We start from the raw sequence: 26215 nt of genomic DNA, 5'->3' as shown, positions 1-26215 counted from the left end.
TTTTCTTCTTTTTAGAAGAACTTCAAGCAGTTATTTTCTTGAGATTTTTGCATTTTCTCAAAAGTAAAAAATAGTTTCTCTTCTGAGAAACTATTTTTTTATCTTTAAGATTTTAATTAGTTAGAGCTAACTTGTGACAAGTAGGCTTGGCGAGATTGTTCATCAAATAATTGGTGTTGTTCATTTAATACAAATCCACCCATTGATTGTGCAAAGCTTTCTACTGTGCGAATCATTAAGCGTAGATTAACTACATCATTGCCAGTGGAAGGTAATTGCATAAAGAAAGCAAGTCCAACGGTCGTAAATTGCGTAATATTATTCAGATCAAATATACCGGGTTGCATCATATTAGCAACGCTAAATAGAATCGGGCTAGATGCGTTATCAATATGGCGGTGGAAAATTTGATATTCACCGTATTGGAAGCCTAAGTTTTCTAAATGTTGAACAATATTTTCTCCGTAGAATTGTTGTCCTTCAGCAGCAACAACATAAAGGGTAATAATTTGAGGAATACTATTCGGGGATACTGATTCTTCACTTTGAACATTTTCATTTTGAGTAGGTTGTGGTTGCTCTAGCGGTTGCTGAGTTGAAATACTATACTCGGAAGTTGCTGTTTCTCTAATAGGTTGTGCTGAAACATCAGTTGAGTGTTGAGCTGATAATTGGCCAGAAAAGGTCGCTTGCTCTTCCCCAGGTAAGCTAATTTTGATATTACTGATACTCTGTTCGATTTCTTCTCGCTGAGATTGAGCAAAATGAGCAGTAAGTTGCTCATTATTTTCTGAGTGGGGTGTATTAAGTGACGTATTAGAAAAATTAGGTACTATTTCATTATCTTGTTCACTGTTAATTGGCGTTGATGGTGGTCTAGTGGAAAATGTATTAGAAAAAATACGTGATTTTTCACGGCGAGCTGACCAAACAGTTGCACCAATTAGCACTATAATCAGTAATCCAGCTAAAATAAAAAATAGAATATGTGTTTCCATTGTTACCCCTTGCTCAAAAAAACAGTGAAAATATCATTTCGCATATTGCGAAAAACTGCATATAGCTTACCATATTTCTTTTTTCTTTAGAAATGTTGATATTAAGAGGGCGTTATGAGTAAACCATTTTCAACTCACGAAAGTCAAGTGAGAGCAGGTTTTCACTACTTTATCTATGGCTGGCGATTGCTTTTGCAACGTAGCTTAATGCCTTTTGTTGTTTTACCCGTCATTATCAATACATTAGTGATGGTCGGGTTGATTTGGCTATTTTTTTCTAATGTGGGCAGTTGGTTTGAAGTCATTTTACCTTCTTGGCTTGAATGGTTACGCTTTATTTTGATTCCACTGATTTTCTTGATGATGTTAGTCATTTTTTATTTTGCTTTTACTACATTGGCTAATTTTATCGCAGCACCTTTTAATGCATTGTTGGCAGAGAAAGTTGAACAACAATTAACGGGTGAAAATTTAACAGAAATGACAATGGCAGAAATGATGAAAGATGTACCAAGAATGCTAAAACGTGAATGGCAAAAAATGTGGTATAGCATTCCACGTTTAATTGCTCTTTTTTTGTTGAGTTTTATGCCCGTATTAGGGCAAAGTGTTGTGCCTGTATTGACCTTTATGTTTGGAGCGTGGTTATTAGCCATTCAATATTGTGATTACCCGTTTGATAATCACAAAATCAGTTTTATGCAAATGCGTAATGCATTGCTACAACAGCGAACAATGAATTTTACCTTTGGTGCTTTAGTCAGTCTATTTACAATGGTACCTTTTCTAAATTTAGTGGCAATGCCTGTTGCAGTATGCGGTGCCTCTGCAATGTGGGTCAAAGAATACCGAGATTTTTTCCTTGGCAGAACATCTGGCGAATTTTTTGGGGCAGATTTTACTCAAAAAAGGACTGAAGTGAGTACAGGAACTCGCCGTGGTGATATTACAACTAAATTGTAAGAATTTGGAAAATAATAAGCGGTAAGATGAGAAAATTTTTTCCGTGTGGGATAATTTTTTAGATAATAAGGGAAATTAAAATGAAGAGCAAAATACTTATTTTATTATTGAGTATGGTAGTAACAGGGTTTGCTAGTGCTGATGATTTAATCCGTTTAGGATCAGTGTCTACGAATTGGAAGGCATTAGGAAAAAATGATCGAATTGAGGTCGTTGGATTTAAAGATAAAGATCTAAATGTAACCTGCTATCTTTCCTATGCAGAAAAAGGGGGATTAAAAGAAGTGGTTGGCTTGGAAGAAGATTCTTCTGATGGTTCAATTCACTGTATTCAAACAGGAAAAATTGAAATTGCTGATTTGGAAAAAGTAGCGAAAAAAAGTAAAAAAGAAGAAGTATTTAAGCGTAGAACATCATTAGTGTTTAAATCAATGCAAGTTGTGCGTTTTGTTGATCTTGAGAATAAAGCGATTGTTTATTTGAATTATTCAGATCGTTTAATTGAAGGCTCACCGAAAAATTCAATTTCCGTAGTAAGGGTAATGAATTAGTGGTAACAAGCGGTGAGAGAGCTTAGTAATTTTACAAAAAATTAGCGTAATCTCACCGCTTGGAGTTATAAAGAGCTATCGCCCTTTATTTAATTATTCTGAATATTCAATTATACATCATAAGTTGTTGAGGCTGTATTGCCCCCACGTCCTGTCCAGTTAGTATGGAAGAACTCACCTCGAGGCTTGTCCGTACGTTCATAGGTGTGAGCACCAAAGTAATCACGTTGCGCCTGTAGTAAGTTTGCAGGCAAGCGAGCAGAAGTGTAACCATCTAAAAACGTAATTGCAGATGCCATACACGGCATTGGGATACCGACTTCAATAGATTTTGCAACGACTTTACGCCATTCAGAGAGTGCTTTTTCTAAAATATTTTTGAAATAAGTATCTGATCCTAAGAAAATTAAATCAGGGTTTGTTTCATAAGCATCACGAATATTACTTAAAAAACGGCTACGGATAATGCAGCCTTCACGCCATAAAAGTGCTGTTGCACCGTAGTTAATTTCCCAATTAAAATTTTCTGAAGCTTCACGAATAAGCATAAAACCTTGTGCATAAGAGATAATTTTTGAAGCAAGTAAGGCTTTACGCACAGCTTCAATCCAGACTTGTTTATCGCCATCTACTTTACCTATTGTTTTATTAAATAATTTAGATGCTTCAATACGTTGTTCTTTGAATGAAGAAACACAACGAGCAAAGACAGATTCCGTGATGAGTGTGAGTGGAATGCCGAAGTCTAACGCATTGATTCCCGTCCATTTGCCTGTACCTTTTTGCCCTGCGGTATCTAGAATTTTATCTACGAGTGGTTCGCCATCTGTATCTTTATAGCCAAGAATATCCGTAGTAATATCAATGAGATAGCTATCTAATTCCGTATTACGCCATTCATTAAAGGTAGCTTGCAGTTCTTCATTGGTTAAACCAACGCCTTCTTTTAGGAATTGGTAGGCTTCACAAATTAACTGCATATCGCCGTATTCAATACCGTTGTGTACCATTTTGACGAAATGACCTGCACCTTCTTTTCCAACCCAATCACAGCAAGGCTCACCTTTATCTGTTTTAGCGGAAATAGCTTGTAAAATAGGTTTAACGTATGGCCAAGCTTCTTCATTACCACCAGGCATAATTGATGGCCCGTGGCGAGCGCCTTCTTCACCGCCTGAAACGCCCGAACCAATAAAACGAATGCCTTTTTCAGCGAGTGCTTTAACACGGCGGTTAGTGTCTGGATAGTTTGAATTTCCACCATCAATAATGATATCGCCTTGTTCTAAATAGGGGAGGAGTGAGTCAATGAATTGATCAACCACTTCTCCTGCCCGCACCATTAACATCACTTTGCGTGGTTTTTCTAATTTATTGGCTAAATCTTCTAAAGAATATGCCCCAATAATGTTAGTTCCTTTGGCTGCACCTGCTAAAAATTCATCTACTTTAGCCGTTGTACGGTTGTAAGCTACGACTTTAAATCCGTGATCGTTCATATTCAGAATTAAATTCTGCCCCATTACCGCTAATCCGATAACGCCAATATCGCCTTTTGCTGACATGTTTTGCTCCTATTAAAATTATTATGAGTTATTTAGTATTTTGGAACCATCTTGAAGTTTTGGCTTATTTTTGTGATACCATTCTATGGCGTAAAAAAATTGATTTCGTTTATCGATATAAAAAAGTAACCCGAATTCAATAATAATCATTATTGATGCGAAGATAAAGAAGCCAAATTTTGAATTTACTAATTTAAAATATTCGAATGTTGCTAAAGATAGTGATGAAATTATTAAGAATATAGCCATCATAATCATAGTGAACCACGATGGTTTTACTTTTAAATTTTTTTGTCCTTTTTGTTTTTGGTAATTACTATTGATATACTTAGCTTTTATAAGAATATGTAATTTTTTAAAAGCATTAAGATCTATATTATTATTCTGTAATGTATTATAAATATGTTCAAATGTAATTCCTTTAAATATAGATACAGTATTACATAACATTTGTTGGATAATTATATGTTCTTTCTTAAAGGAGTCGATTTTATCAGATAAAAAGTATTTACTTATTTGCTCAAAGTCTTGTATCTCTTTTTTATTGAATGTATCAATATAATATTTTTTGATCCCAAATACTATTGAAATAATAGAAAATAAAAAACTAATATTTTTAATATCAAAAAAAGAAAAAAATTCTGCACTCATTGTTTCTCCTGTTTATTTATATAATAAATATTTGGCGTCTTTATCTAAATACCACTCGGTAATACCATTTTTAGCTTTAATTTTAGCCGCAGGATAGGGCAAATCTTCTGAATTTGTGGTTTGAATTTCCTTTAAAATATTGGCTTTACTTTCACCCGTTACTAAATAGGTAATCCGTTTGGCTTTTTCGATTAAATAAGCCGTTTTTGAAATACGGATTTGCTGTGTTTCTGGGTGATGAGCAATCACTGCTAAATGTTGATCGGTGAAATCAGTTTGATAAGGAAATAACGAAGCGGTGTGTCCATCAGCCCCCATTCCTAAAATAATCCAATCAAATTCGAGGTTTTGCACACAAGCGGTGAGTTCTTGAGAAAATCTTGCAAGTTCTTCTTCGGCAGGAGATTCCCCACGAATACGGTGAATATTTTGTGTAGGAATTTCAATATGATCAAATAGCAGTGTTTGAACTTCACCGTAATTACTTTCAGGATTGGTTGGTTCAACCATACGTTCATCGCCCCACCAAAAATGCAGATTTTGCCAGTTAATTTCGGTATTAAATGGTGATTGAGCGAGGGTTTTAAACAGCAATTTGGGGGTTGAGCCACCAGAAAGTGAAATGTGAATAGGACGGTTTTGCTGGCTGTAGGTGATAAATTCCTGTGCAATTTTTTCTACGGCGTGTTGAGCGGTATCGAAAATAGTTGTTTGCATTGTTATTCCTTCATTGAGTGAGATATGCTTTCTCAGAAATATATTTACTTGAGAAAGCATATAAAGGGAAATTAAACTTTCTTTGTCATTACACCAGAAGGTTTACGCCATACCTTACCGTGTTTTGCGATAAGTTTATCGGACTCTGAAGGCCCCCAAGTGCCAGCCTCATAGTCATAAATTCTACCATTTTCGGCTTTATAATCTAAAATAGGTTGAACGAACTTCCAGCAAGCGTGCACAGCATCCGTACGAGCAAATAATGTTGCGTCTCCTTTCATTGCGTCTAATAAAAGTCGTTCGTAGGCAGTTAAAAGGCTTGGTGAAGCAAGATCTGCATAACGGAAATCCATTGAGACTTCCTTTGATTCAAAGCCAGCACCTGGTTTTTTCAAGCCGAAACGCATTGAAATTCCCTCATCGGGTTGAATCCGAATGATCAATTTATTCTCTGGCGCATTTTGACTGAAAACAGGGTGGGGGGTCGTTTTAAAATGAATAACGACTTCTGTTACTCGTGTTGGTAGGCGTTTACCTGTGCGAACATAAAACGGCACTCCAGCCCAACGCCAGTTATCAATTTGGCAACGCAATGCCATAAAAGTTTCAGTGTTGGATTCAGGTGGAACACCTTTTTCTTCTAGGTAGCCTTTAACTTCTTTGCCATTTTCAATACCACGGGTATATTGCCCTAATACTAAATTATTTTGAATATCGTCATTAGAAAGTGGGTGTAGGCAGTGTAGCACTTTGGCGACTTCATCACGCATTGAGTCAGCATTGATAATCGCAGGTGGTTCCATTGCTACCATTGCAAGCACTTGAAGTAAGTGATTTTGGAACATATCACGCATTGCACCTGAGCCATCATAATAACCGCCTCTATCTTCTACGCCGATAGTTTCTGCCCCTGTAATTTCAACATAATCAATAAAATTACGGTTCCAAAGTGGCTCAAATAAGCCGTTGGCGAAACGTAAAACGAGTAAATTTTGTACGGTTTCTTTGCCAAGATAATGGTCGATACGGTAAATTTGATGTTCTTCAAAAAAGCGGTGAATTTGAATATCAAGTGCTTCAGCTGTTTTAATATCGTAGCCAAATGGTTTTTCAACAATAATCCGTTTCCAGCCTTGTTGCTCGGTATTTAGCCCGTGTTTTGCTAAACATTCAGGAATTATAGCGTATAGGCTTGGCGGGGTAGAAAGATAGTACAGCGTGTTACCGCCAGTATTGTACTGTTCATGTAATTGAGCTAAGCGAGGGACAAGTTTTCCATAGTCTGCGGAGTCAGAGGTATTGATTGCTTGATAGTAAAGATGTTCGCAAAATTTTTCGAGAATTTCACCGCTTGCATTCTCATTTTTGATCAGCGTTTCACGCATTTTTTCACGGAATGTTTGATCATCTAAAGGGCTACGGGCAACGCCTAATACAGAAAATTCTTCACTTAAACGCCCAATTTTGTAGAGATTATAGAGGGCAGGAATGAGTTTGCGGTGGGTCAAATCACCAGACGCACCAAAAATGACGATACAGTTATTCATTTGTAAAGAGTCCTAACTTAAAATAAAAAAGTGGAGTAACAGCTATTTTGCATTATTTTTGTTAAATCAGCTAATCAATAAATCTAATCAAATTGGAAAATTGAGTGCCACGGTTCGGCCTTATTTCCTACCATAACAAAATGCGGATTGACTAACGTTTCACGTTTGTTGTAGCTGAGAGGTTGAAATTGGGTATCAAAAATGCTTCCTCCGCATTCACGTAAGAGAATATCTGCTGCTGCAGTATCCCACTCTCCCGTATCACCTAAGCGAACATAGCAGTCAGCTTTGCCTTCGGCAACTAGCCCTGCTTTTAAACTGCTGGAGCCGTATTTAAGAAATTCACTTTGATAAGGGGATTGTAGGCTATCTGAAATACGTTGGTTATTTGATGAGCCAATGGTGATTTTCAAGCGGTGGGTTTCTGATAAATTTTGCATTGGCGGTTGTAAGGAGATGCTTTTACCATTTTGGCTTAAGAAAGCACCATTTGCCTGCATAGCGTAATAGGTTTTATGTAAAATAGGGGCGTGAATAACGCCAAGAACAGGGCAATTTTGTTGAACTAAGGCAATAATTACCGAAAATTGATCGGTTCGATTGATAAATTGTTGTGTGCCATCTAGGGGATCGATAATCCAGTACTCTTGCCATTTTTTTCGTTCTTCAAAGGGAATGTGGCAACTCTCTTCGGATAGTACTGGTATATGTGGAGTAAGTTGTGTAAGTTGCTCTGTAATAAATTGGCTAACGAAAAGATCGGCCTCAGTAAGCGGTGTATTATCGGCTTTGATATGAATTTCAACGTTTTTTGCATAAAATGCGGTTAAATGTTCACCTGCTTGATATGCAATTTTTAATACGTCATCAAGAAGTTGGGGACTAAGCTGTTGCATTGGCACTCCGTTGTCATCATAAATAATAGGCTCAATAATACGCTAGCGAAAAAGTAAATCAAATGTTCTTTGGTAAAAATATCCGTAAAATGACCAGCGAATACATAATAGCCGTTAAGGCAAACATTAAGGCGTAAGCAATAATAGCAATTGTATTTTCCCAAAGAGAAATTTGTGTTTGTAATGGCTCGATTGCAGATAATATCGAGAAAAAAATCAGTGTGTTGAGAAAATTGATTGCACCAGACCAAAAGGCAATTTGAATGAGATTACGTTGATGAAATTTGTATCGCAGACAAACTAACGCAAAGTAAAATGCAGGTAAGGTGGCAAATAGAGCAATATACCCTAAATTACTGAGGGTGAAGCTATTAAAAAATGGTAGAAAGAGGGTTAAAACCAGTTGTGTCAGTAGTGGAAAAAGCCAGAGAATGCGTTTATTTTCCATTGAGAAATTCCTTTAACAGAAATAGGGCAGAAAGGTTGCGAGATTCAGAAAAATTTGGATCAGCGAGAAGTTTATCTATATCAGCTAACGGGTAATAGATAATTTCTAATGGTTCAGGTTCATCGCCAGTGAGTTTCGCAGGATAGAGATCTTGTGCAATAAATAGATGTAGTAAACCATACATATGGCTTGGTCCACTATACAAGGAGCGTAGTGGCTGTAAGTTTTTTGCGCCGAAGCCAATTTCTTCTTGTAATTCACGGTTGGCACTTTCAATTGGTTGTTCGCCGTGATCAACAAGCCCTTTCGGAAAGGTTAATTCGTAACGTTCCGAGCCTACCGCGTATTCTTTGATAAAAATAAGTTGGTCATTATAAATCGGAATAATCATCACAGATGAACGGCGTTGTGGTGTTAAGCGTTCGTAGGTACGTTCTTCCCCATTTGAAAAACGTAAATCAACCGCTTGTACTTCAAAAATCTTGGTTTTAGCAAGGGTTGAGATGTTGAGAATTTCAGGTAACTGTTTTGACATTGGTATTTTCTCACAATAATAAGTCGTTTGATTATAGTTGTTTAAGGCAGGAATGTCGCTATACCCCACCATAAAAGCCCATAACGGATCGCTTTACCTAGTGTGATAAATAATACACTTTGCCAGAAATTAAGCCGTAACCAACCAGCAACACCGCATAGAATATCACCGATAACAGGCAGCCAACTCAATAGTAATAGCCACCCCCCATATTTTTCACTTTGTTGTAATGCCCAGCGTACTGTAGTGCTTTCATTTAGCGGTTTAGGAATAAGGCGAGCCATTAAATAAGTGGTTAAACTCCCTAAGCTATTGCCTACGGTGGCTATTATAAAGAGCGTAAGCGTTAGGTTGTTTTGTCCGATAAGTAAATGTTGAGTCAATAATGTACTAAAAATAATTTCGGAATTTCCTGGCAAAATAGTGGCACTTAAAAAAGCGCTGAGAAACATTATCCACAGTTGATTTTCTGCAGAAAAGAATAAGCTAAAAAAAGAAGTGAAGTAATCAAGCATTGGTTTGTAATATCTCTGTAAAATTTATGTTTGAGTTTAGTATGTTTATTATTTATTCGGTAGGCTAATTTTGATGTAAATCAAAAGAAGTGTCTAGTTTATTTATTTTATGAGAGTAAGTTATTTAATGAGTAGGATTACAGATCTATAATTCAACAAAATTTATAAAATTTCAAATTTATTATGATTTGTGTTTTTTTAGTATTGGAATCCTTTGTGATATCAATTTTACTCTAACTTACCGTTTGTATCCCTAATTTACTCACTTTAAATAAAGGACTTAAAATGACTCAATTAACAAAAGCACAATTACAGGCTTGGGAAGGCTTCGCTCCCGGCGAATGGCAAACTAGCGTTAATGTGCGTGATTTCATTCAAGCAAATTATACGCCTTATGAAGGCGATGAATCTTTCCTTGCAGATGCAACCGAAGCAACTCAACAGCTTTGGGCAGAAGTGATGGAAAAGATTAAGGTCGAAAACAAAACGCACGAACCTTATGATATTGATAGCGAAACACCTTCTACTATTACTTCTCACGGCGCTGGTTATATCAATAAAACCTTAGAAAAAATTGTCGGGTTGCAAACAGATGCTCCGTTAAAACGAGCCATTATGCCATTTGGTGGGATCAATATGGTGAAAGGCTCGTGTAACGTTTATAACCGTGAATTAAGCCCAGAGATTGAAAAAATTTTCACAGAATATCGTAAAACCCACAATCAAGGGGTATTTGATGTTTATACTCCAGATATTTTACGTTGCCGTAAATCAGGAATAATTACAGGTTTGCCTGATGCTTATGGTCGTGGGCGTATTATCGGTGATTATCGCCGTATGGCGCTGTATGGTGCAGATTTCTTAATGCAAGATAAATTAAACCAATTTAATTCCTTGCAGGAGAAATTAGAAAGTGGTGAAGATATTCAAGCGACTATTCAACTGCGTGAAGAAATTGCAGAGCAGCACCGTGCATTAGGGCAAATGAAAGAAATGGCAGCAAGCTATGGCTTTGATATTTCTCAACCCGCAATGAATGCGCAAGAAGCGGTTCAGTGGACTTATTTTGCTTATCTCGCTGCAGTAAAATCGCAAAATGGAGCGGCAATGTCGTTTGGGCGAGTTTCCACCTTCTTAGATGTGTACATTGAGCGTGATTTAAAACTCGGAAAAATTACTGAGCAAGATGCTCAAGAATTGATGGATCATCTTGTAATGAAATTGCGTATGGTTCGTTTCTTACGCACCCCTGAATATGATCAACTTTTCTCTGGCGATCCAATGTGGGCAACGGAAAGTTTTGCAGGTATGGGGTTAGATGGGCGTACGTTAGTAACGAAAAACAGTTTCCGTTTACTGCATACTCTGTACACAATGGGGCCATCACCTGAACCAAATTTAACCATTCTTTGGTCTGAAAATTTACCTGAAAGTTTTAAACATTATGCTGCAAAAGTTTCTATTGAGACATCATCGGTGCAATATGAAAACGATGATTTAATGCGTCCTGATTTCCAAAGTGATGACTATGCAATCGCTTGCTGTGTAAGCCCAATGGTTGTTGGTAAAATGATGCAATTCTTCGGGGCAAGAGCAAACTTAGCTAAAACCTTATTATACGCAATCAATGGTGGTGTAGACGAGAAATCAGGCGATCAAGTTGGTCCTAAATCAGAGCCGATAATGAGCGAATATTTAGATTATGATGAGGTAATGGCTCGCTTAGATAGCTTTATGGATTGGCTGGCAAAACAGTATGTAACGGCATTGAATATTATCCACTTTATGCACGATAAATATTGTTATGAAGCGGCATTGATGGCACTGCACGACCGTGATGTATTCCGCACAATGGCGTGTGGTATTGCAGGACTTTCAGTGGCAGCAGATTCACTTTCTGCGATTAAATACGCTAAAGTTAAACCTGTGCGTGGCGATATTGAAATCAAAAATAAAGCAGGTGAGGTTGTTGGTATCGCAAAAAATATTGCGGTGGATTTTGAGGTTGAAGGGGAATACCCACAATTTGGTAATAACGATAATCGTGTAGATGATATTGCCTGCGATTTAGTTGAACGCTTTATGAAGAAAATCCAAAAATTAGGCACTTACCGTGATGCAACGCCAACGCAATCGATCTTAACGATTACTTCAAATGTGGTCTATGGTAAAAAAACAGGTAATACCCCAGATGGTCGCCGTAGCGGTGCACCATTTGGACCGGGCGCAAACCCAATGCACGGGCGTGATCAAAAAGGGGCAGTATCCTCTTTAACTTCAGTGGCTAAGTTACCATTTGCCTTTGCGAAAGATGGTATTTCTTATACTTTCTCAATCGTACCAAATGCGTTAGGTAAAGATTTAGAGGCACAAAAACGTAACTTAGCAGGGCTAATGGACGGTTATTTCCACCACGAAACGGACATTGAAGGCGGACAGCATTTAAATGTAAATGTAATGAATCGTGAAATGTTGTTAGATGCAATGGAAAACCCTGAAAAATACCCGCAATTAACGATTCGTGTATCAGGCTACGCTGTGCGTTTTAATTCTTTAACTAAAGAGCAACAACAAGATGTCATTACTCGGACGTTTACTCAAAGTATTTAATTATTGTAAATAAATTTAAAACCGCTTGTTTATAAGCGGTTTTTTTATGATGGGATAATTCAAGAAATAAATGTATCTAGTAAATTATCTATTTTAGTTGATAGTTCCTAGAGTATTGATAAGTATGAATTTGTAGTAGACTATTATTGTTCTTAAAGTAAATAGGGGGTAATAACAATGTACAAAAACTTTTCTGCTGAACTTGCGTGGGCTGAATTAAATATGGTGAGAACAAAATGGGCTGTTGAAAAATTGCCTGATCTTTCTCATATCCGTTTAGCCTGTAATATGCACTTAGATTTAAAAATGGCACCGCTTGTAAAAGGGCTGTTAGATAAAGGGGCGAAAGTATTTTTAACTACCTGTAATCCAACCACGGTGCAAAATGATGTTGTGGATTATTTGGTAAAATGTGGGGCAGAGGCGAAAGCTTGGAGAAATATGAGCCAAGAGAATTGGCACGAGAGCTTTCGTGAAGCGATAGTGTGGAACCCGACCCATTTATGTGAAATGGGAGCAGATCTTACAACGTTAATTCATTCTGAAAAATTACAAACCAATGTTAAAGCAGGGCTGGAAGCCACAGGGTCTGGAGTGAGTCGGTTGAATGGTTTAACGCCAAATTATCCAATTTTTAACTGGGACGATTTACCAGTTAAAGAGGGGTTGCATAATCGCCATATGGTAGGGCTGACTGCGTGGCATACCTTTTTTGATACTACCCATTTAACCTTACACGAAAAAACAGTCGTAGTAATTGGTTATGGGCTTGTTGGGCAAGGTGTTGCGCATTCCGCTAAAGCCTATGGTGGAAAAGTGATTATTGCTGAAATTGATAAAGCTCGAGCTTTACAAGCAGAATATGATGGTTGGCAGGTAATGCCATTAGAACAAGCGGTCGGTTTAGCTGATATTATTGCAACGGCAACAGGAGCAAAAAATGTACTGTCAAAAGCCTTACTAGAGCAGGCAAAATCGGGGGTATTTATTTTAAATGTTGGACACGTTGCAGAAGAAGTGGATGTGGCATTCTTAAAAAATTATCCAATGTCTGAGCCGATGCCGTATATCAATGCCTATCAAATTGAGGGAAAAATTATTTATTTGTTGGCAGATGGATCAATGTTTAATTTAACGGCAGGCTATGGTGATAGTTTAAATGCATTTGACGTAACTTTAGCCGTAATGGCAAGTGGGATAGGTTATATTGTTGGGGCAGGTGAGCAAGCTGAAAATGGAGTTTATTTATTACCAAAAAAAGTATGGGAAACCGTTTTATAACTGTTTTATCACTAGCAATAGCCAATACAAGCGGTGAGTTTACAATGATTTTTTGCATAGCTTTTGATATAGCTAAGGAAAATATATGTCAATAGGGCGTTATCACTCTTTTGAATCTGCAGGGACGGTTGATGGTCCTGGTATTCGTTTTATTCTTTTTTTACAAGGTTGTTTAATGCGTTGTAAATATTGCCATAATCGAGATACGTGGGATCTTGATGATGGAAAAGAAATCAGCGTAGAAGAATTGATGAAAGAGGTTGTAACTTATAAACATTTTATGCGAGCAACAGGTGGAGGCGTAACTGCATCAGGAGGAGAAGCGGTGTTGCAAGCAGAATTTGTGCGAGATTGGTTTAAAGCCTGTAAAGCTGAGGGGATAAGCACTTGTTTAGATACGAATGGTTTTGTGCGTCATTATAATGACGTCATTGATGAAATGATTGACTATACGGATTTAGTCTTACTAGATTTAAAGCAGCTGAATGATGAAATTCATCAAGATTTGATTGGTGTACCAAATAAGCGTACCTTAGCTTTTGCTCGTTATTTAGAAAAACGTAATCAGAGAACGTGGATTCGTTATGTTGTTGTACCAGGTTATACAGACGATGATGATTCCGTTCATCGTTTGGGAAAATTTATTGAAGGAATGCGGAATATTGAAAAAGTAGAGTTGCTCCTTTACCACCGCTTAGGGGCTCATAAATGGGAAACATTGGGCTATGAGTATGAACTGAAAGACGTTGAACCACCATCAAAAGAGAGTTTGGAGCATATCAAGGGAATTTTAGAAAGCTACGGACATACGGTAAAATATTAATCGAGAAATAAGCGGTAGGATAAAGGTTAACATTGCAAATATTGCTCAATATCTTACCGCTTGCTTTTATTAGTAATAAGAATGTTCTCCGTGTTGGTGTTCGGTTACATCTTTTACGCCCACTAATTCCTCAGGGAAAAGGCTAAGCAACTGCTTTTCGATCCCTTCTTTTAAGGTTACATCAACCATTGAACAGCCATTGCAACCACCGCCAAATTGTAGAATTGCATATTTATCATCGGTTACTTCAATTAAGGTAACACGCCCACCATGTCCTGCTAATTGCGGGTTGATTTGGGTTTGAATTACATAATCTAAACGCTCAATAAATGGGGCATCATCGGAGACTTTTTTCATCTTCGCATTAGGGGCTTTCATTGTTAGCTGGGTCCCCATTGTATCGGTAACGTAGTCAATTTCGGCATCTTCTAAAAATGGTAAGCTGACATCATCAATAAATGCAGAAAAACGTTCAAACTTCATCTCAGTATCAGTTTCTTCCACTGCATTTGATGGGCAGTAAGATACGCCGCATTCAGCACTTGGCATACCAGGATTAACGACAAAAATACGAATATTTGTGCCTTCTTCTTGTTGGTCTAATAAATTGCGGAAATGTTTTTGTGCCGCTTCTGAAATAGTAATATTCATCTTGAAATCCATTGTGTAGGGAATTTTCAATATTCTACTCCGAAGTAAATTTTTTGACTAGTATCAAATTTTTAGGAAAATAAGAAAAGATAATTATACTTAATGGACTTTACAAAATTTGAAATAAGTCAAACTTTCTCATATATTTTAGTGATAAATGTTAAAAAAATGTGGTTAAACTAGAATTTAGAGGTATTTTTCTAGTATAATAAAACGTTATTTTTTATCTCTACACGATGAGAGAGGTAAAAGCAGAATTTGAGAACTTAACGTAGCAAGTAGAAATAAGTGGGGACATCAACATTTATTTTTAATTTAGCTATGACTCAATAGAGCGATTGCAGTTTTCTGCAATCATATTTTTTAACCCAAAAAAGTAGTGCATACAATATGATTACAATAAAAAAAGGCTTGGATCTCCCTATTTCGGGAAAACCTGAGCAGGTAATCCATAACGGAAATTCTGTTAGTGAAGTTGCTGTGCTTGGTGAAGAGTATGTGGGAATGCGTCCTTCAATGAAGGTTCGTGAAGGTGATGTAGTCAAAAAAGGCCAGGTTCTTTTTGAAGATAAAAAGAATCCTGGGGTTGTTTTTACTGCACCTGCAAGCGGTACGATTGTTGCGATTAATCGTGGTGAGAAGCGTATTCTTCAGTCAGTTGTTATTAAAGTTGAAGGTGATGAGCAAATTACCTTTAGCCATTATAAAATGGAAGATCTTGCATCTTTAACTGGCGAACAAGTAAAGCAGAATCTTGTGGAATCTGGTTTGTGGACGGCATTTCGTACGCGTCCATTTAGCAAAATACCTGCATTAAATACTGAACCATCATCAATTTTTGTTAATGCAATGGATACGAATCCACTAGCTGCAGATCCAATGGTGGTATTAAATGAATATAAACAAGATTTTGTAAATGGTTTAACTGTATTAAGCCGTTTATTTAATGGTGAAAAAACAATTCATCTTTGTTCAGCACAAGATCTGAATGTTAATGTGGCAAATGTAAAAAATACAACGTTTACTGGTCCACATCCTGCAGGATTAAGTGGTACGCATATTCATTTTATTGATCCTGTAAACGCTAACAAACAAGTTTGGTATTTAAATTACCAAGACGTAATTGCTATTGGTAAGTTGTTTACTACAGGGCAATTAGATGTTGAGAGAATTATTTCTCTTGCAGGTCCTCAAGTGAAAAATCCACGTTTAGTTCGGACTAAATTAGGTGCAAAAGTATCGGGTATTGTCGCTAATGAGTTAAAAGATGGTGATAATCGTGTGATTTCAGGATCTGTGTTAAGTGGTGCGAAAGCTACAGGCGTTCACGATTATTTAGGGCGTTATGCGTTGCAAGTTTCAGTGATTGCGGAAGGTCGTGAAAAAGAATTTTTTGGTTGGATAGCACCAGGTACAGATAAATTTTCTATAACTCGTACTGTATTAGGGCATTTCAGCAAGAAATTATTTAATTTCACTTCGGCAGTCAATGGCGGGCATCGTGCAATGGTACCAATTGGTTCTTATGAGCGTGTTGTACCATTAGATATTATTCCAACCCTATTGTTACGTGATTTATGTGCAGGAGATTCTGATTCAGCACAATCTTTAGGCTGCTTGGAATTGGATGAAGAAGATTTAGCACTTTGTACTTTTGTTTGTCCTGGCAAAAATGAGTATGGTCCTCTTTTGCGTCAAACATTAGATAAGATCGAGAAGGAAGGTTAAAAATGGGTTTAAAACATCTTTTCGAAAAAATGGAACCTGCGTTTTTACCTGGGGGAAAATATGAAAAGTGGTATGCATTGTTTGAAGCAACTTATACGCTTTTTTATACACCAGGAACAGTAACCCATAAAGATTCTCATGTTCGTGATGCGATTGACTCAAAACGTATGATGATTATTGTATGGCTTGCATTATTTCCAGCGATGTTTTGGGGAATGTATAATGTGGGATCTCAGTCTATTCTTGCATTGGGAATGGGTGATTTTGCACAAAACGTAGCAAATAATATCAATGATAACTGGCACTTTGCATTGGCAAATACTTTTGGTGTATTACACCAAGATGCGGGTGTTTTGGCAAAAATGTTGCTAGGCGCAATTTTCTTCTTACCAATTTATGCAATAGTATTTATTGTAGGTGGTTTCTGGGAAGTATTATTTGCCGTTATTCGTAAACACGAAATTAATGAAGGTTTCTTTGTTACTTCTATACTTTTAGCCTTAGTGTTACCGCCGACTGTGCCGTTATGGCAGGTTGCTCTTGCTTCAACATTCGGTGTTGTTGTTGCAAAAGAAGTCTTTGGTGGAGTAGGTAAGAACTTTATGAACCCAGCGTTAGCAGGGCGTGCATTCTTATTCTTTGCATATCCAGCACAAATTTCTGGTGATCTTGTTTGGACAGCTGCTGACGGTTTCTCTGGTGCTACGGCACTTTCACAATGGGCAACAGGCGGTCAATCAGCACTAAAACACGTTGCAACAGGCGATACAATCACTTGGATGGATGCATTTTTAGGTAATATTCCAGGCTCTATTGGTGAAGTTTCTACCCTTGCATTAATGATTGGTGCAGCAATTATTGTTTTTGCTCGTATTGCTTCTTGGAGAATTATCGCTGGTGTAATGATTGGTATGGCTGCAACTGCAACCTTATTCAATCTAATCGGTTCAGAAACAAACGCTATGTTCTCTATGCCGTGGCATTGGCATCTTGTTTTAGGCGGTTTTGCTATTGGTATGTTCTTTATGGCAACAGACCCTGTTTCAGCAGCCTTTACCAATAAAGGTAAATGGTGGTATGGTATTTTAATTGGGGTAATGTGTGTGATTATCCGTGTCGCAAACCCAGCATATCCAGAAGGTATGATGTTAGCAATTTTATTTGCGAACTTGTTTGCACCGATTTTCGACTATTTAGTAGTTCAAGGTAATATCAAACGTAGGAAGGCACGCAATGGCTAAGTTTAATAAAGATAGCGTTGGCGGGACTCTCACCGTCGTTGTAGTATTAAGTTTAATTTGTTCCTTAATTGTTGCGGGTGGCGCGGTATTATTAAAGCCTGCTCAAGAAGAACAAAAAGCCTTAGATAAACAAAAAAATATTCTGAGTGTCGCTGGTTTATTGAATGCAAATACACCGAAAACTCAGATTAAAGAAATTTATGCTAAAAACATTGAGCCGAAAATTGTTGATTTAGCAACGGGTGAATATGTTGAGGGTATAAATAATTTTGATGCTAAATTAGCTGCGAAAGATCCTGCACAAAGTGTTGCAATTTCACCTGAAGTAGATAAAGCAGGTTTACGAACACGAGCTAAATATGCTGAAGTATATCTAGTTAAAAATCCAGATGGGCAACTTAATCAAGTAGTTATTCCAATTTATGGAACTGGACTATGGTCTGTTATGTATGGTTTTGTTTCTGTTCAACCTGATGGTAATACTCTCAAAGGTATCACGTTCTATGATCATGGTGAAACACCAGGATTAGGCGGTGAAATTGAAAACCCTCGTTGGCAAGCAAATTTCATTGGCAAAAAATTGTTGAATGAAAAAGGTGAGTCAGCAATTACGATTGCTAAAGGGGCATCTATAGATAAAGAGCATGGTATTGATGCATTATCTGGAGCAACTTTAACTTCAAAAGGGGTTGATGGAACATTTAAATATTGGTTCGGTCAAAACGGCTTCGGTCCGTATTTAGCAAAATTAAAAGCGGGAGCTAACTAATGGCTAAAGAAAATCTTAAAAAGTTATTATTTGGACCAGTAATTCATAATAACCCGATTGCTTTACAGATATTAGGTATTTGTTCAGCATTAGCGGTTACCACAAAACTCGAGACTGCAATTGTAATGGGGCTTGCTGTAAGTCTTGTAACGGCATTTTCTAGTTTTTTTATTGCGTTAATTCGTAATTATATTCCAAATAGTATTCGTATTATTGTTCAAATGGCGATCATTGCATCTTTGGTTATTTTAGTTGACCAAATTTTGCGAGCTTATGCTTATGATCTATCAAAACAACTTTCTGTTTTTGTTGGTTTGATTATTACAAACTGTATTGTTATGGGACGAGCGGAAGCCTTTGCAATGAAATCAACGCCTGTTGAAAGCTTCGTTGATGGTATTGGTAATGGTTTAGGCTATGGTGCAATGCTAATTGTTGTTGCATTTTTACGCGAACTAATTGGTTCAGGGAAACTCTTTGGTATTACGATTTTCCAAACTATCCAAGATGGTGGTTGGTACCAAGCAAACGGTTTATTCTTATTAGCACCAAGTGCGTTCTTTATTATTGGCTTCATTATCTGGGGCTTAAGAACGTGGAAACCTGAACAAGTGGAGAAATAGTCTATGGAACATTATATTAGTCTATTTGTTAAATCCGTATTTATTGAAAATATGGCGCTTTCTTTCTTCCTTGGAATGTGTACATTCCTCGCGGTATCAAAGAAAGTTTCAACAGCATTTGGCTTAGGTATTGCAGTTGTTGTTGTGTTAGGTATTTCTGTACCTGCAAACCAGTTGGTTTACGAACATATTTTAAAAGATGGTGCATTAATTGAAGGTGTGGATTTAACATTCCTTAACTTCATTACGTTTATTGGTGTAATCGCGGCAATCGTACAAGTGTTGGAGATGATTTTAGATAAATTCTTTCCAGCTCTTTACAGTGCATTAGGTATCTTCCTACCATTGATTACCGTAAACTGTGCAATTTTCGGTGGCGTATCATTTATGGTTCAGCGTGAATATAATTTCGCTGAATCTGTTGTGTATGGTATCGGTGCAGGTACTGGTTGGATGTTAGCTATTGTAGCACTTGCAGGTTTAACTGAAAAAATGAAATATTCAGATATTCCAGCGGGCTTGCGTGGATTGGGTATTACCTTTATTACTGCAGGCTTAATGGCGCTTGGGTTTATGTCTTTCTCAGGCATTCAATTATAAGGAGCGTATCGAATGGATAATTTTATTTTCGGTATTGTGGTATTTACTGCCCTTGTATTAGTGCTTGCAGTACTTATCTTAGTTGCTAAATCTAAATTAGTAGATTCGGGCGATATTACTATTTCTATTAATGATGATCCAAGTAAAGCAATTACGCTGCCAGCAGGTGGTAAATTGTTAGGAGCTCTTGCGAGCAAAGGTATTTTTGTTTCATCAGCTTGTGGTGGCGGTGGCTCTTGTGGACAATGTGTGGTAAAAGTAAAAAGTGGAGGCGGTGAAATTTTACCGACTGAGCTTTCACATATTACCAAACGTGAAGCGAAAGAAGGCTATCGTTTAGCGTGTCAAGTGAATGTAAAAAACAGTATGGACGTTGAATTACCAGAAGAAATTTTTGGTGTGAAAAAATGGGAATGTACTGTTATTTCTAACGATAATAAAGCAACTTTTATTAAAGAATTGAAATTGAAAATTCCTGAAGGGGAAGAAGTGCCTTTCCGTGCAGGAGGATATATTCAAATTGAAGCGCCTGCTCACGTTGTAAAATATGAAGATTATAAGCCGCTGATTGATGAAGAGTATCATGAGGATTGGAATAAATTTAATCTTTGGCGTTATGTTTCTAAAGTTGATGAACCGATCATTCGTGCTTATTCAATGGCCTCATATCCTGAAGAGAAAGGGATTATTATGTTGAATGTGCGTATTGCAACACCTCCACCTAATAATCCAGATGTACCACCTGGTCAAATGTCTTCTTATATTTGGTCATTAAAACCAGGTGATAAAGTAACTATTTCAGGTCCTTTTGGTGAATTCTTTGCAAAAGATACTGATGCAGAAATGGTCTTTATCGGTGGTGGTGCAGGTATGGCTCCAATGCGTTCACATATTTTTGATCAGCTCAAACGTTTAAAATCTAAACGTAAGATGACTTTCTGGTATGGTGCTCGTTCAAAACGTGAAATGTTCTATGTTGAAGATTTTGACGGCTTACAAGCTGAGAATGAAAATTTCAAATGGCATGTAGCGCTTTCTGATCCGCAACCGGGTGATGATTGGGAAGGTTATACTGGATTCATTCATAATGTACTTTATGAAAATTATTTGAAAAATCATGAAGCACCAGAAGACTGCGAATATTATATGTGTGGTCCTCCAATTATGAATGCTTCTGTGATTAAAATGTTGAAAGATTTAGGTGTTGAAGATGAAAACATCTTACTTGATGATTTCGGTGGATAATCACTAATAGTTAATTATATAAGCGGTCAGATTTTGCAAAAATTTGTAAAAAATGACCGCTTCAATATTGAATGTATAGTCTAAAAAATAGCTGAGAATGTATCAAAACTAGGTATTTTCTCACCTATTTTTTATAAATTTTTAAGGGGTTTATTTTGAAAATCAAAATATTATCAACTTGGTTTGTGTCTGCTTGTTTAGCTATTCTTCTTAGTGCTTGTGAGAAAGAACCACAACAAATTAAGTTAGAAGGCAAAACAATGGGGACAACCTACCACATTAGCTATATTGATGATGGAAAAATAGAGAATTTACCAAAGCCTATTGAAGTTAAAAAACAATTAGATGAGTTATTGAAAGAAGTAAATAATGAAATGTCTACTTATCAGAATGACTCTGAAATTTCTATATTTAATCGTTCGCAAGATGTAGATCGTCCTTTTATTGTGTCTGATGATTTTGCTAGAGTAGTAAAAGAAGCAATTCGTTTAAATAAAGTAACAGAAGGGGCGCTAGATGTTACCGTTGGGCCTTTAGTTAATTTATGGGGATTTGGTCCAGATAAGCGATTAAATAAAGCACCAACGCCAGAGCAAATTGAGGAACGTGCAAAATCTGTTGGGATTGAAAAAATTCGAGTAGAAGAGCAGAATAATCATCAAATCTTGCTTAAGAAAGATCCGCATCTTTATCTTGATCTCTCATCAATTGCTAAAGGGTTTGGTGTAGATAAGGTTGCCGAACATTTACATAAATTGGGGTTGCATAATTATTTAGTTGAAATTGGTGGTGAACTGCGAGGTAAAGGATTAAATATTGTGGGAAAACCATGGCAAATTGCGATTGAAAAACCTACTTTTGAGCAAGGATCATCAGCAGAAATTGTCGTGCCTCTAAGAAATCAGGCGTTTGCAACTTCGGGCAATTATCGTAATTATTTTGAAGATGAGCAGGGTAATCGTTTATCGCATATTATTGATCCAAAAGAGCTTAAACCTATTCACCATAATTTAGCATCAATTACCGTGATTGCAGATACAGCAATGACAGCAGATGGGCTATCTACGGGGCTATTTGTTCTTGGAGCTGATAAAGCACTTGAAGTCGCAGAACGTGAAAAATTAGCAGTATTTTTGATTATTAAGAAAGGTCAAGAATATGAAACTAAAATGTCGAGCGAGTTTAAGCGATTAGAGAGTAATTAAATTTTACTTGGATTAAAAATTTTAAATATTATTAAGGAAAAAATATGGAAACGATTTTATTAACTTTTGGTTTTTTTGTGGCTATCGTATTTATGATGTCGATTGGTTTTATTGTTAAGGGTAAAACGATAAAGGGCAGTTGTGGCGGTATTTCTGCTTTAGGTATGAAGAAAATGTGCGATTGTGAGGAGCCTTGCGATAATTTAAAAGCAAAATTAGATGCAGGTGATAAAAAAGCACAATTAGAATATGATCAGAAATTTGCTAGCAAAAGTATGCCTCAATTTTATGAGGTAAAATAATGGGAGTGATGTATGCCGTATGTTAATATTAAAGTAACAGGTGGTATTGAAGCCCCAACTGCTGAACAGAAAGCAGAAATTATTCAAGAAGTTACACAATTATTACAACGAGTATTGGGTAAAAATCCTGAAACAACAGTTGTAGTTATTGATGAAGTATCAATGGATAATTGGGGCATTGGTGGTAAAACGGTTACAGAAATACGGCATAAGAAAACTTAGTCAATATAAATTTTGGTGGAACTTGATTTTTTCAGTTGCACTATAATTAGAGGATAAAATTTATTTTTATTATAAGAGCATAATGAAATCAATAACTTATACAAAATATTTTCCACAATTAAATGCAGAACAATTAGCTGAAAATAGTACAAAAAAAGTAATTTGTGGAATGTCTGGTGGGGTTGATTCATCCGTATCTGCTTTTATTCTTCAGCAACAAGGCTACCAAGTTGAAGGGTTGTTTATGAAGAATTGGGAAGAAGATGATGATACTGATTATTGTACTGCTGCCGCTGATTTGGCCGATGCACAAGCAGTATGTGATAAATTAGGTATTAAATTACATAAAATTAATTTTGCCGCTGAATATTGGGACAATGTTTTTGAACATTTTTTGGCAGAATATAAAGCAGGAAGAACCCCGAACCCTGATATTCTATGTAATAAAGAGATCAAATTTAAAGCATTTTTAGAATATGCGATTGAGGATCTTGGAGCGGATTTTATTGCGACAGGACATTATGTTCGCCGTACAGCATTAAATGAACCAGCTAAATTATTACGAGGATTAGATCGTAATAAAGATCAAAGCTATTTCTTATATACATTAAGTGAACAGCAGGTGAGTCAAAGTTTATTTCCTGTTGGCGAAATTGAAAAACCAATTGTGCGTGCTATTGCCGAAGATATTGGTTTAGTAACGGCGAAGAAGAAAGACTCAACAGGGATTTGCTTTATTGGAGAGCGGAAATTTAAAGATTTTCTGGCTCGTTATTTACCAGCTCAAGCAGGTGATATTAAAACGATTGATGGGAAAGTTATTGGGCGTCACGATGGATTGATGTATCACACGTTAGGGCAACGTAAAGGGCTTGGTATCGGTGGAGTTAAAGGCGCTGATGAGAATGCGTGGTATGTAGTTGAGAAGGATTTGATCAACAATGTGCTAGTTGTCGCTCAAGGGCAGGATAATTCTGCATTACTTTCAATAGGAATGATGGTGAGCCAGCTAGATTGGGTTGATCGCCAATCACTCACTGAACCTTTACGCTGTACGGTTAAAACTCGTTACCGACAAGCGGATATTTCTTGTGAAATTCAACCGCTTGATGATAAAAATATTCGAGTAATATTTGATGAACCACAAATTGCTGTTACACCAGGGCAATCTGCAGTATTTTATCAAGGTGAAATATGTTTAGGCGGGGGAATTATTGAGCAACAGCTCAAATAATAAAAGCTGTGGATTTAAAAGGGAGCGAGCAATCGCTCCTTTTTTATTGTGGATAGTGGATTATTCAGGTGTAATCCAGCTTACAGACCAGCTACCTATTCCTTCTGGCACTAAAACATTAGTGAGATAAGGTAGAATTTTTTTCATCTGCTGTTCTAATTGCCAAGGCGGATTGATAACAATCATACCGCTTGCGGTCATTCCTCGCTGATCGGAATCAGGGCGGACAGCAAGTTCAATTTGTAAAATTTTACGAATGCCAGAGGCCTCTAATCCTTTTACAATACGTTTTGTATGTTGGCGTAATACAACAGGATACCAAATAGCATAAATTCCTGTTGCAAAACGTTTGTATCCTTCAATAATAGCTTTCACGACTAATTCATAATCTTCTTTTAATTCATAGGACGGATCAATTAACACTAAGCCACGCTTTTCTTTGGGCGGCAGGGCAGATTTAAGCTGTTGAAAGCCATTTTCTCGTTTAGTATGCACATTAGGAATAGTGGCAAACTCATTGCGGAGTAGAGGGAAATCATTCGGGTGAAGTTCTGTCAATAATGCTCGATCTTGTGGGCGAAGTTGTTGAACGGCAAGTAAAGGCGAACCCGTATAAAAACGTAATTTCCCTTTGTTGATTTTTTTTAGTTCAGCTAAATAAGGTTTAATTTCTTCAGGGATATCATCACGTTCCCATAAGCGGGCAATACCCTCAATATATTCGCCTGTTTTTTCGGCTTCGGCACTGAATAGGCTATAGCGCCCAACGCCTGAGTGAGTATCTAAATAAAAGAAGCCTTTTTCTTTCTGTTTTAGTGCGGTCAAAATTAGGGTGAGGACGATATGTTTTAAAACATCGGCGTGATTGCCTGCGTGAAAACTGTGGCGATAACTGAGCATTGTGGTTCTCTTTCTAGTAAAATAGCCTATTCTAACGTATTTACCCCATTTAAACTATGCACAATTTGAAGATCGAACAAGGTTGGTTAAACCAAAAACGAGTAATTTCCCCCCATTTTAGTGAACGCCCACAAAATGATGATATTTCGTTATTAGTTATTCATTATATTAGTTTGCCGCCAGACGAATTTGGCGGCGATTTTATCGATCGCTTTTTTCAAGGAAAGCTTGATCCGACATTACACCCTTATTTCGCCGAAATTAAAGAGCTAAAAGTTTCTGCACATTGTTTAATCAATCGTCAAGGAGAGATTACTCAATATGTTAATTTTAACCAAATGGCTTGGCACGCAGGCTTATCTTCTTTTGAAGGACGGGAGAAGTGTAATGAATTTTCAATCGGAATTGAATTGGAAGGGAGTAATAATCAGCCTTTTACCGAACAGCAATATCACACGTTAGCAAAGCTAACTTGCCTATTGATGAAGTGTTATCCTAATATTACGATAGAAAGAATTGTTGGGCATAGTGATATTGCCCCAGGGAGAAAAATTGACCCAGGGCAATATTTTGATTGGACATATTACCGATCATTATTGAAAGCAGAATAGTATCAAGCGGTAAGATTTGCCAATAATTTTGCAATAACACGGCTCACCGCAAAGAATCCGAATGTTGCTGTTACCATAGTAACTGCGCCAAATCCGTTGGCACAATTCATTGTGGCGGATATTTCACACCCCTCAGATGTTTTGGGAAAAATGAGTGGCTGGGTTGAAAAGACACAATCAATACCAAATTTCCGTTTCGGATTTTGGCTAAAGTGATATTCTTTACGTAATAAACTACGAACTTTAGAGGCAAGTGGATCTTGAATAGTCTTACTCAAATCAGCAATTTGGATTTGAGTGGGATCGGTTTGTCCACCCGCACCACCCGTTGTAATAATACGAATTTTATTACGTTTACAAAAAGCGATGAGAGCCGCCTTCACTCGTACACTGTCGATGGCATCAATTACATAGTCGTAGTTTTTCAGTAAATAATCGCTTAAATTCTCTGTGGTGAGAAAATCATCAATAATGGTTACTTCGCATTCGGGGTTAATTTGAGCAATTCGCTCTTTCATTACCTCTGTTTTTAGTTTACCGATCTGCCCTGATATTGCGTGGATCTGGCGGTTAATATTGGTTACACAAATATCGTCCATATCAATAAGAGTTAGCTTTCCAATTCCAGAACGAGCGAGTGCTTCTACCGCCCACGAGCCAACGCCCCCAATCCCAATAACACAAATATGAGTTTGGCGTAAAATGGCTAGCCCTTCGGGGGTATAGAGTCGTCCAATTCCCCCGAAACGTTGTTCATAATTATCTAATCTGGTCATTTTTTCCT

At 37.1% G+C, this 26215-nt stretch carries 28 protein-coding genes; 16 read left to right on the top strand and 12 right to left on the bottom strand.

Annotation, left to right across the window (positions count from 1 at the left end):
* Positions 1–116: 116 nt before the first annotated feature.
* Entirely contained in the window at positions 117–998 is an 882-nt protein-coding gene (zipA, locus tag A6B43_RS01995) for a cell division protein ZipA (protein WP_124210918.1), read from the bottom strand.
* A gap of 114 nt (positions 999–1112) precedes the next feature.
* Here zipA and cysZ point away from each other — a divergent pair, with 114 nt between their 5' ends.
* A complete protein-coding gene (gene cysZ / locus A6B43_RS01990) occupies positions 1113–1961 on the top strand; it encodes a sulfate transporter CysZ (protein WP_124210917.1) in 849 nt (282 codons plus the stop codon).
* A gap of 80 nt (positions 1962–2041) precedes the next feature.
* Positions 2042–2512 (top strand): CreA family protein, encoded by a 471-nt coding sequence (locus A6B43_RS01985; protein WP_124210916.1) that lies wholly within the window; start codon positions 2042–2044, stop codon positions 2510–2512.
* Between the two features lie 110 nt (positions 2513–2622).
* On the opposite strand, the gene gnd is transcribed toward A6B43_RS01985, so the two are convergent.
* The 8 genes from gnd to A6B43_RS01945 all read right to left on the bottom strand — a co-directional run bounded on the left by gnd (position 2623) and on the right by A6B43_RS01945 (position 9386).
* Positions 2623–4077, bottom strand: a complete 1455-nt coding sequence (gnd, locus tag A6B43_RS01980; protein WP_124210915.1) for a decarboxylating NADP(+)-dependent phosphogluconate dehydrogenase — start codon at positions 4075–4077, stop codon at positions 2623–2625.
* 21 nt (positions 4078–4098) lie between these two features.
* Positions 4099–4728, bottom strand: coding sequence for a hypothetical protein (locus tag A6B43_RS01975; protein WP_124210914.1), 630 nt, complete (start codon positions 4726–4728; stop codon positions 4099–4101).
* Positions 4729–4740: 12 nt separating this feature from the next.
* Complete coding sequence (gene pgl / locus A6B43_RS01970; RefSeq protein WP_124210913.1) at positions 4741–5445, bottom strand: 6-phosphogluconolactonase; 705 nt, start codon at positions 5443–5445, stop codon at positions 4741–4743.
* Between the two features lie 71 nt (positions 5446–5516).
* Complete coding sequence (zwf, locus tag A6B43_RS01965) at positions 5517–6992, bottom strand: glucose-6-phosphate dehydrogenase (protein WP_124210912.1); 1476 nt, start codon at positions 6990–6992, stop codon at positions 5517–5519.
* Between the two features lie 83 nt (positions 6993–7075).
* Positions 7076–7888, bottom strand: coding sequence for a 3'(2'),5'-bisphosphate nucleotidase CysQ (gene cysQ, locus A6B43_RS01960; RefSeq protein ID WP_124210911.1), 813 nt, complete (start codon positions 7886–7888; stop codon positions 7076–7078).
* A gap of 58 nt (positions 7889–7946) precedes the next feature.
* Positions 7947–8336 (bottom strand): hypothetical protein, encoded by a 390-nt coding sequence (locus A6B43_RS01955; RefSeq protein ID WP_124210910.1) that lies wholly within the window; start codon positions 8334–8336, stop codon positions 7947–7949.
* Positions 8326–8871 carry an ADP compounds hydrolase NudE gene (gene nudE / locus A6B43_RS01950; RefSeq protein ID WP_124210909.1) on the bottom strand — a complete coding sequence of 182 codons (546 nt, stop codon included), beginning with the start codon at positions 8869–8871 and terminating at the stop codon, positions 8326–8328. The genes A6B43_RS01955 and nudE overlap by 11 nt, the downstream gene beginning before the upstream one ends.
* Before the next feature lie 41 nt (positions 8872–8912).
* Positions 8913–9386, bottom strand: coding sequence for a YqaA family protein (locus tag A6B43_RS01945; RefSeq protein ID WP_124210908.1), 474 nt, complete (start codon positions 9384–9386; stop codon positions 8913–8915).
* A 285-nt stretch (positions 9387–9671) separates the two neighbouring features.
* Here A6B43_RS01945 and pflB point away from each other — a divergent pair, with 285 nt between their 5' ends.
* The 3 genes from pflB to pflA all read left to right on the top strand — a co-directional run bounded on the left by pflB (position 9672) and on the right by pflA (position 14100).
* On the top strand, positions 9672–11996 hold the full coding sequence (gene pflB / locus A6B43_RS01940) for a formate C-acetyltransferase (RefSeq protein WP_124210907.1): 2325 nt from the start codon (positions 9672–9674) through the stop codon (positions 11994–11996).
* 177 nt (positions 11997–12173) lie between these two features.
* On the top strand, positions 12174–13277 hold the full coding sequence (locus A6B43_RS01935; protein WP_124210906.1) for an adenosylhomocysteinase: 1104 nt from the start codon (positions 12174–12176) through the stop codon (positions 13275–13277).
* 85 nt (positions 13278–13362) lie between these two features.
* A complete protein-coding gene (gene pflA / locus A6B43_RS01930) occupies positions 13363–14100 on the top strand; it encodes a pyruvate formate lyase 1-activating protein (protein ID WP_124210905.1) in 738 nt (245 codons plus the stop codon).
* Positions 14101–14169: 69 nt separating this feature from the next.
* Here pflA and nfuA read toward each other — a convergent pair whose 3' ends face one another.
* Positions 14170–14751, bottom strand: a complete 582-nt coding sequence (nfuA, locus tag A6B43_RS01925) for a Fe-S biogenesis protein NfuA (RefSeq protein WP_418902973.1) — start codon at positions 14749–14751, stop codon at positions 14170–14172.
* Positions 14752–15141: 390 nt separating this feature from the next.
* On the opposite strand from nfuA, the gene A6B43_RS01920 reads away from it, so the two are divergent.
* From A6B43_RS01920 to mnmA, 10 genes are all read left to right on the top strand, one after another.
* Entirely contained in the window at positions 15142–16479 is a 1338-nt protein-coding gene (locus tag A6B43_RS01920) for a Na(+)-translocating NADH-quinone reductase subunit A (protein ID WP_124210904.1), read from the top strand.
* A 2-nt stretch (positions 16480–16481) separates the two neighbouring features.
* Positions 16482–17720 (top strand): NADH:ubiquinone reductase (Na(+)-transporting) subunit B, encoded by a 1239-nt coding sequence (locus A6B43_RS01915; protein WP_124210903.1) that lies wholly within the window; start codon positions 16482–16484, stop codon positions 17718–17720.
* Positions 17713–18489: a Na(+)-translocating NADH-quinone reductase subunit C gene (locus tag A6B43_RS01910; protein ID WP_124210902.1), complete on the top strand. Its 777-nt coding sequence runs from the start codon at positions 17713–17715 to the stop codon at positions 18487–18489. The genes A6B43_RS01915 and A6B43_RS01910 overlap by 8 nt, the downstream gene beginning before the upstream one ends.
* On the top strand, positions 18489–19112 hold the full coding sequence (locus tag A6B43_RS01905) for an NADH:ubiquinone reductase (Na(+)-transporting) subunit D (protein WP_124210901.1): 624 nt from the start codon (positions 18489–18491) through the stop codon (positions 19110–19112). Before A6B43_RS01910 ends, A6B43_RS01905 begins: the two co-directional genes overlap by 1 nt.
* 3 nt (positions 19113–19115) lie before the next feature.
* Positions 19116–19712, top strand: coding sequence for an NADH:ubiquinone reductase (Na(+)-transporting) subunit E (gene nqrE / locus A6B43_RS01900; RefSeq protein ID WP_124210900.1), 597 nt, complete (start codon positions 19116–19118; stop codon positions 19710–19712).
* 12 nt (positions 19713–19724) lie between these two features.
* On the top strand, positions 19725–20957 hold the full coding sequence (nqrF, locus tag A6B43_RS01895; protein ID WP_124210899.1) for an NADH:ubiquinone reductase (Na(+)-transporting) subunit F: 1233 nt from the start codon (positions 19725–19727) through the stop codon (positions 20955–20957).
* A 161-nt stretch (positions 20958–21118) separates the two neighbouring features.
* The gene (locus A6B43_RS01890; RefSeq protein ID WP_418902976.1) at positions 21119–22162 is read left to right on the top strand and encodes an FAD:protein FMN transferase; all 1044 of its coding nucleotides are present in this window, start codon (positions 21119–21121) and stop codon (positions 22160–22162) included.
* 44 nt (positions 22163–22206) lie between these two features.
* The gene (gene nqrM, locus A6B43_RS01885; RefSeq protein ID WP_124210898.1) at positions 22207–22464 is read left to right on the top strand and encodes a (Na+)-NQR maturation NqrM; all 258 of its coding nucleotides are present in this window, start codon (positions 22207–22209) and stop codon (positions 22462–22464) included.
* A gap of 12 nt (positions 22465–22476) precedes the next feature.
* Positions 22477–22686, top strand: a complete 210-nt coding sequence (locus tag A6B43_RS01880; RefSeq protein WP_124210897.1) for a tautomerase family protein — start codon at positions 22477–22479, stop codon at positions 22684–22686.
* A gap of 82 nt (positions 22687–22768) precedes the next feature.
* Positions 22769–23920, top strand: a complete 1152-nt coding sequence (gene mnmA / locus A6B43_RS01875; protein ID WP_124210896.1) for a tRNA 2-thiouridine(34) synthase MnmA — start codon at positions 22769–22771, stop codon at positions 23918–23920.
* 60 nt (positions 23921–23980) lie between these two features.
* On the opposite strand, the gene A6B43_RS01870 is transcribed toward mnmA, so the two are convergent.
* Positions 23981–24820, bottom strand: coding sequence for a 23S rRNA (adenine(2030)-N(6))-methyltransferase RlmJ (locus tag A6B43_RS01870; protein ID WP_124210895.1), 840 nt, complete (start codon positions 24818–24820; stop codon positions 23981–23983).
* 56 nt (positions 24821–24876) lie between these two features.
* Between A6B43_RS01870 and ampD the strand changes: the two genes are divergently transcribed.
* A complete protein-coding gene (gene ampD / locus A6B43_RS01865; protein ID WP_124210894.1) occupies positions 24877–25431 on the top strand; it encodes a 1,6-anhydro-N-acetylmuramyl-L-alanine amidase AmpD in 555 nt (184 codons plus the stop codon).
* 2 nt (positions 25432–25433) lie between these two features.
* On the opposite strand, the gene tcdA is transcribed toward ampD, so the two are convergent.
* Positions 25434–26207, bottom strand: coding sequence for a tRNA cyclic N6-threonylcarbamoyladenosine(37) synthase TcdA (gene tcdA / locus A6B43_RS01860; RefSeq protein WP_124210893.1), 774 nt, complete (start codon positions 26205–26207; stop codon positions 25434–25436).
* Between the last annotated feature and the right edge of the window lie 8 nt (positions 26208–26215).

The organism is Vespertiliibacter pulmonis, assembly GCF_013377275.1.
GTDB classification, from domain to species: Bacteria; Pseudomonadota; Gammaproteobacteria; order Enterobacterales; family Pasteurellaceae; genus Vespertiliibacter; species Vespertiliibacter pulmonis.
This window is presented reverse-complemented; position numbering and strand designations above follow the sequence as displayed.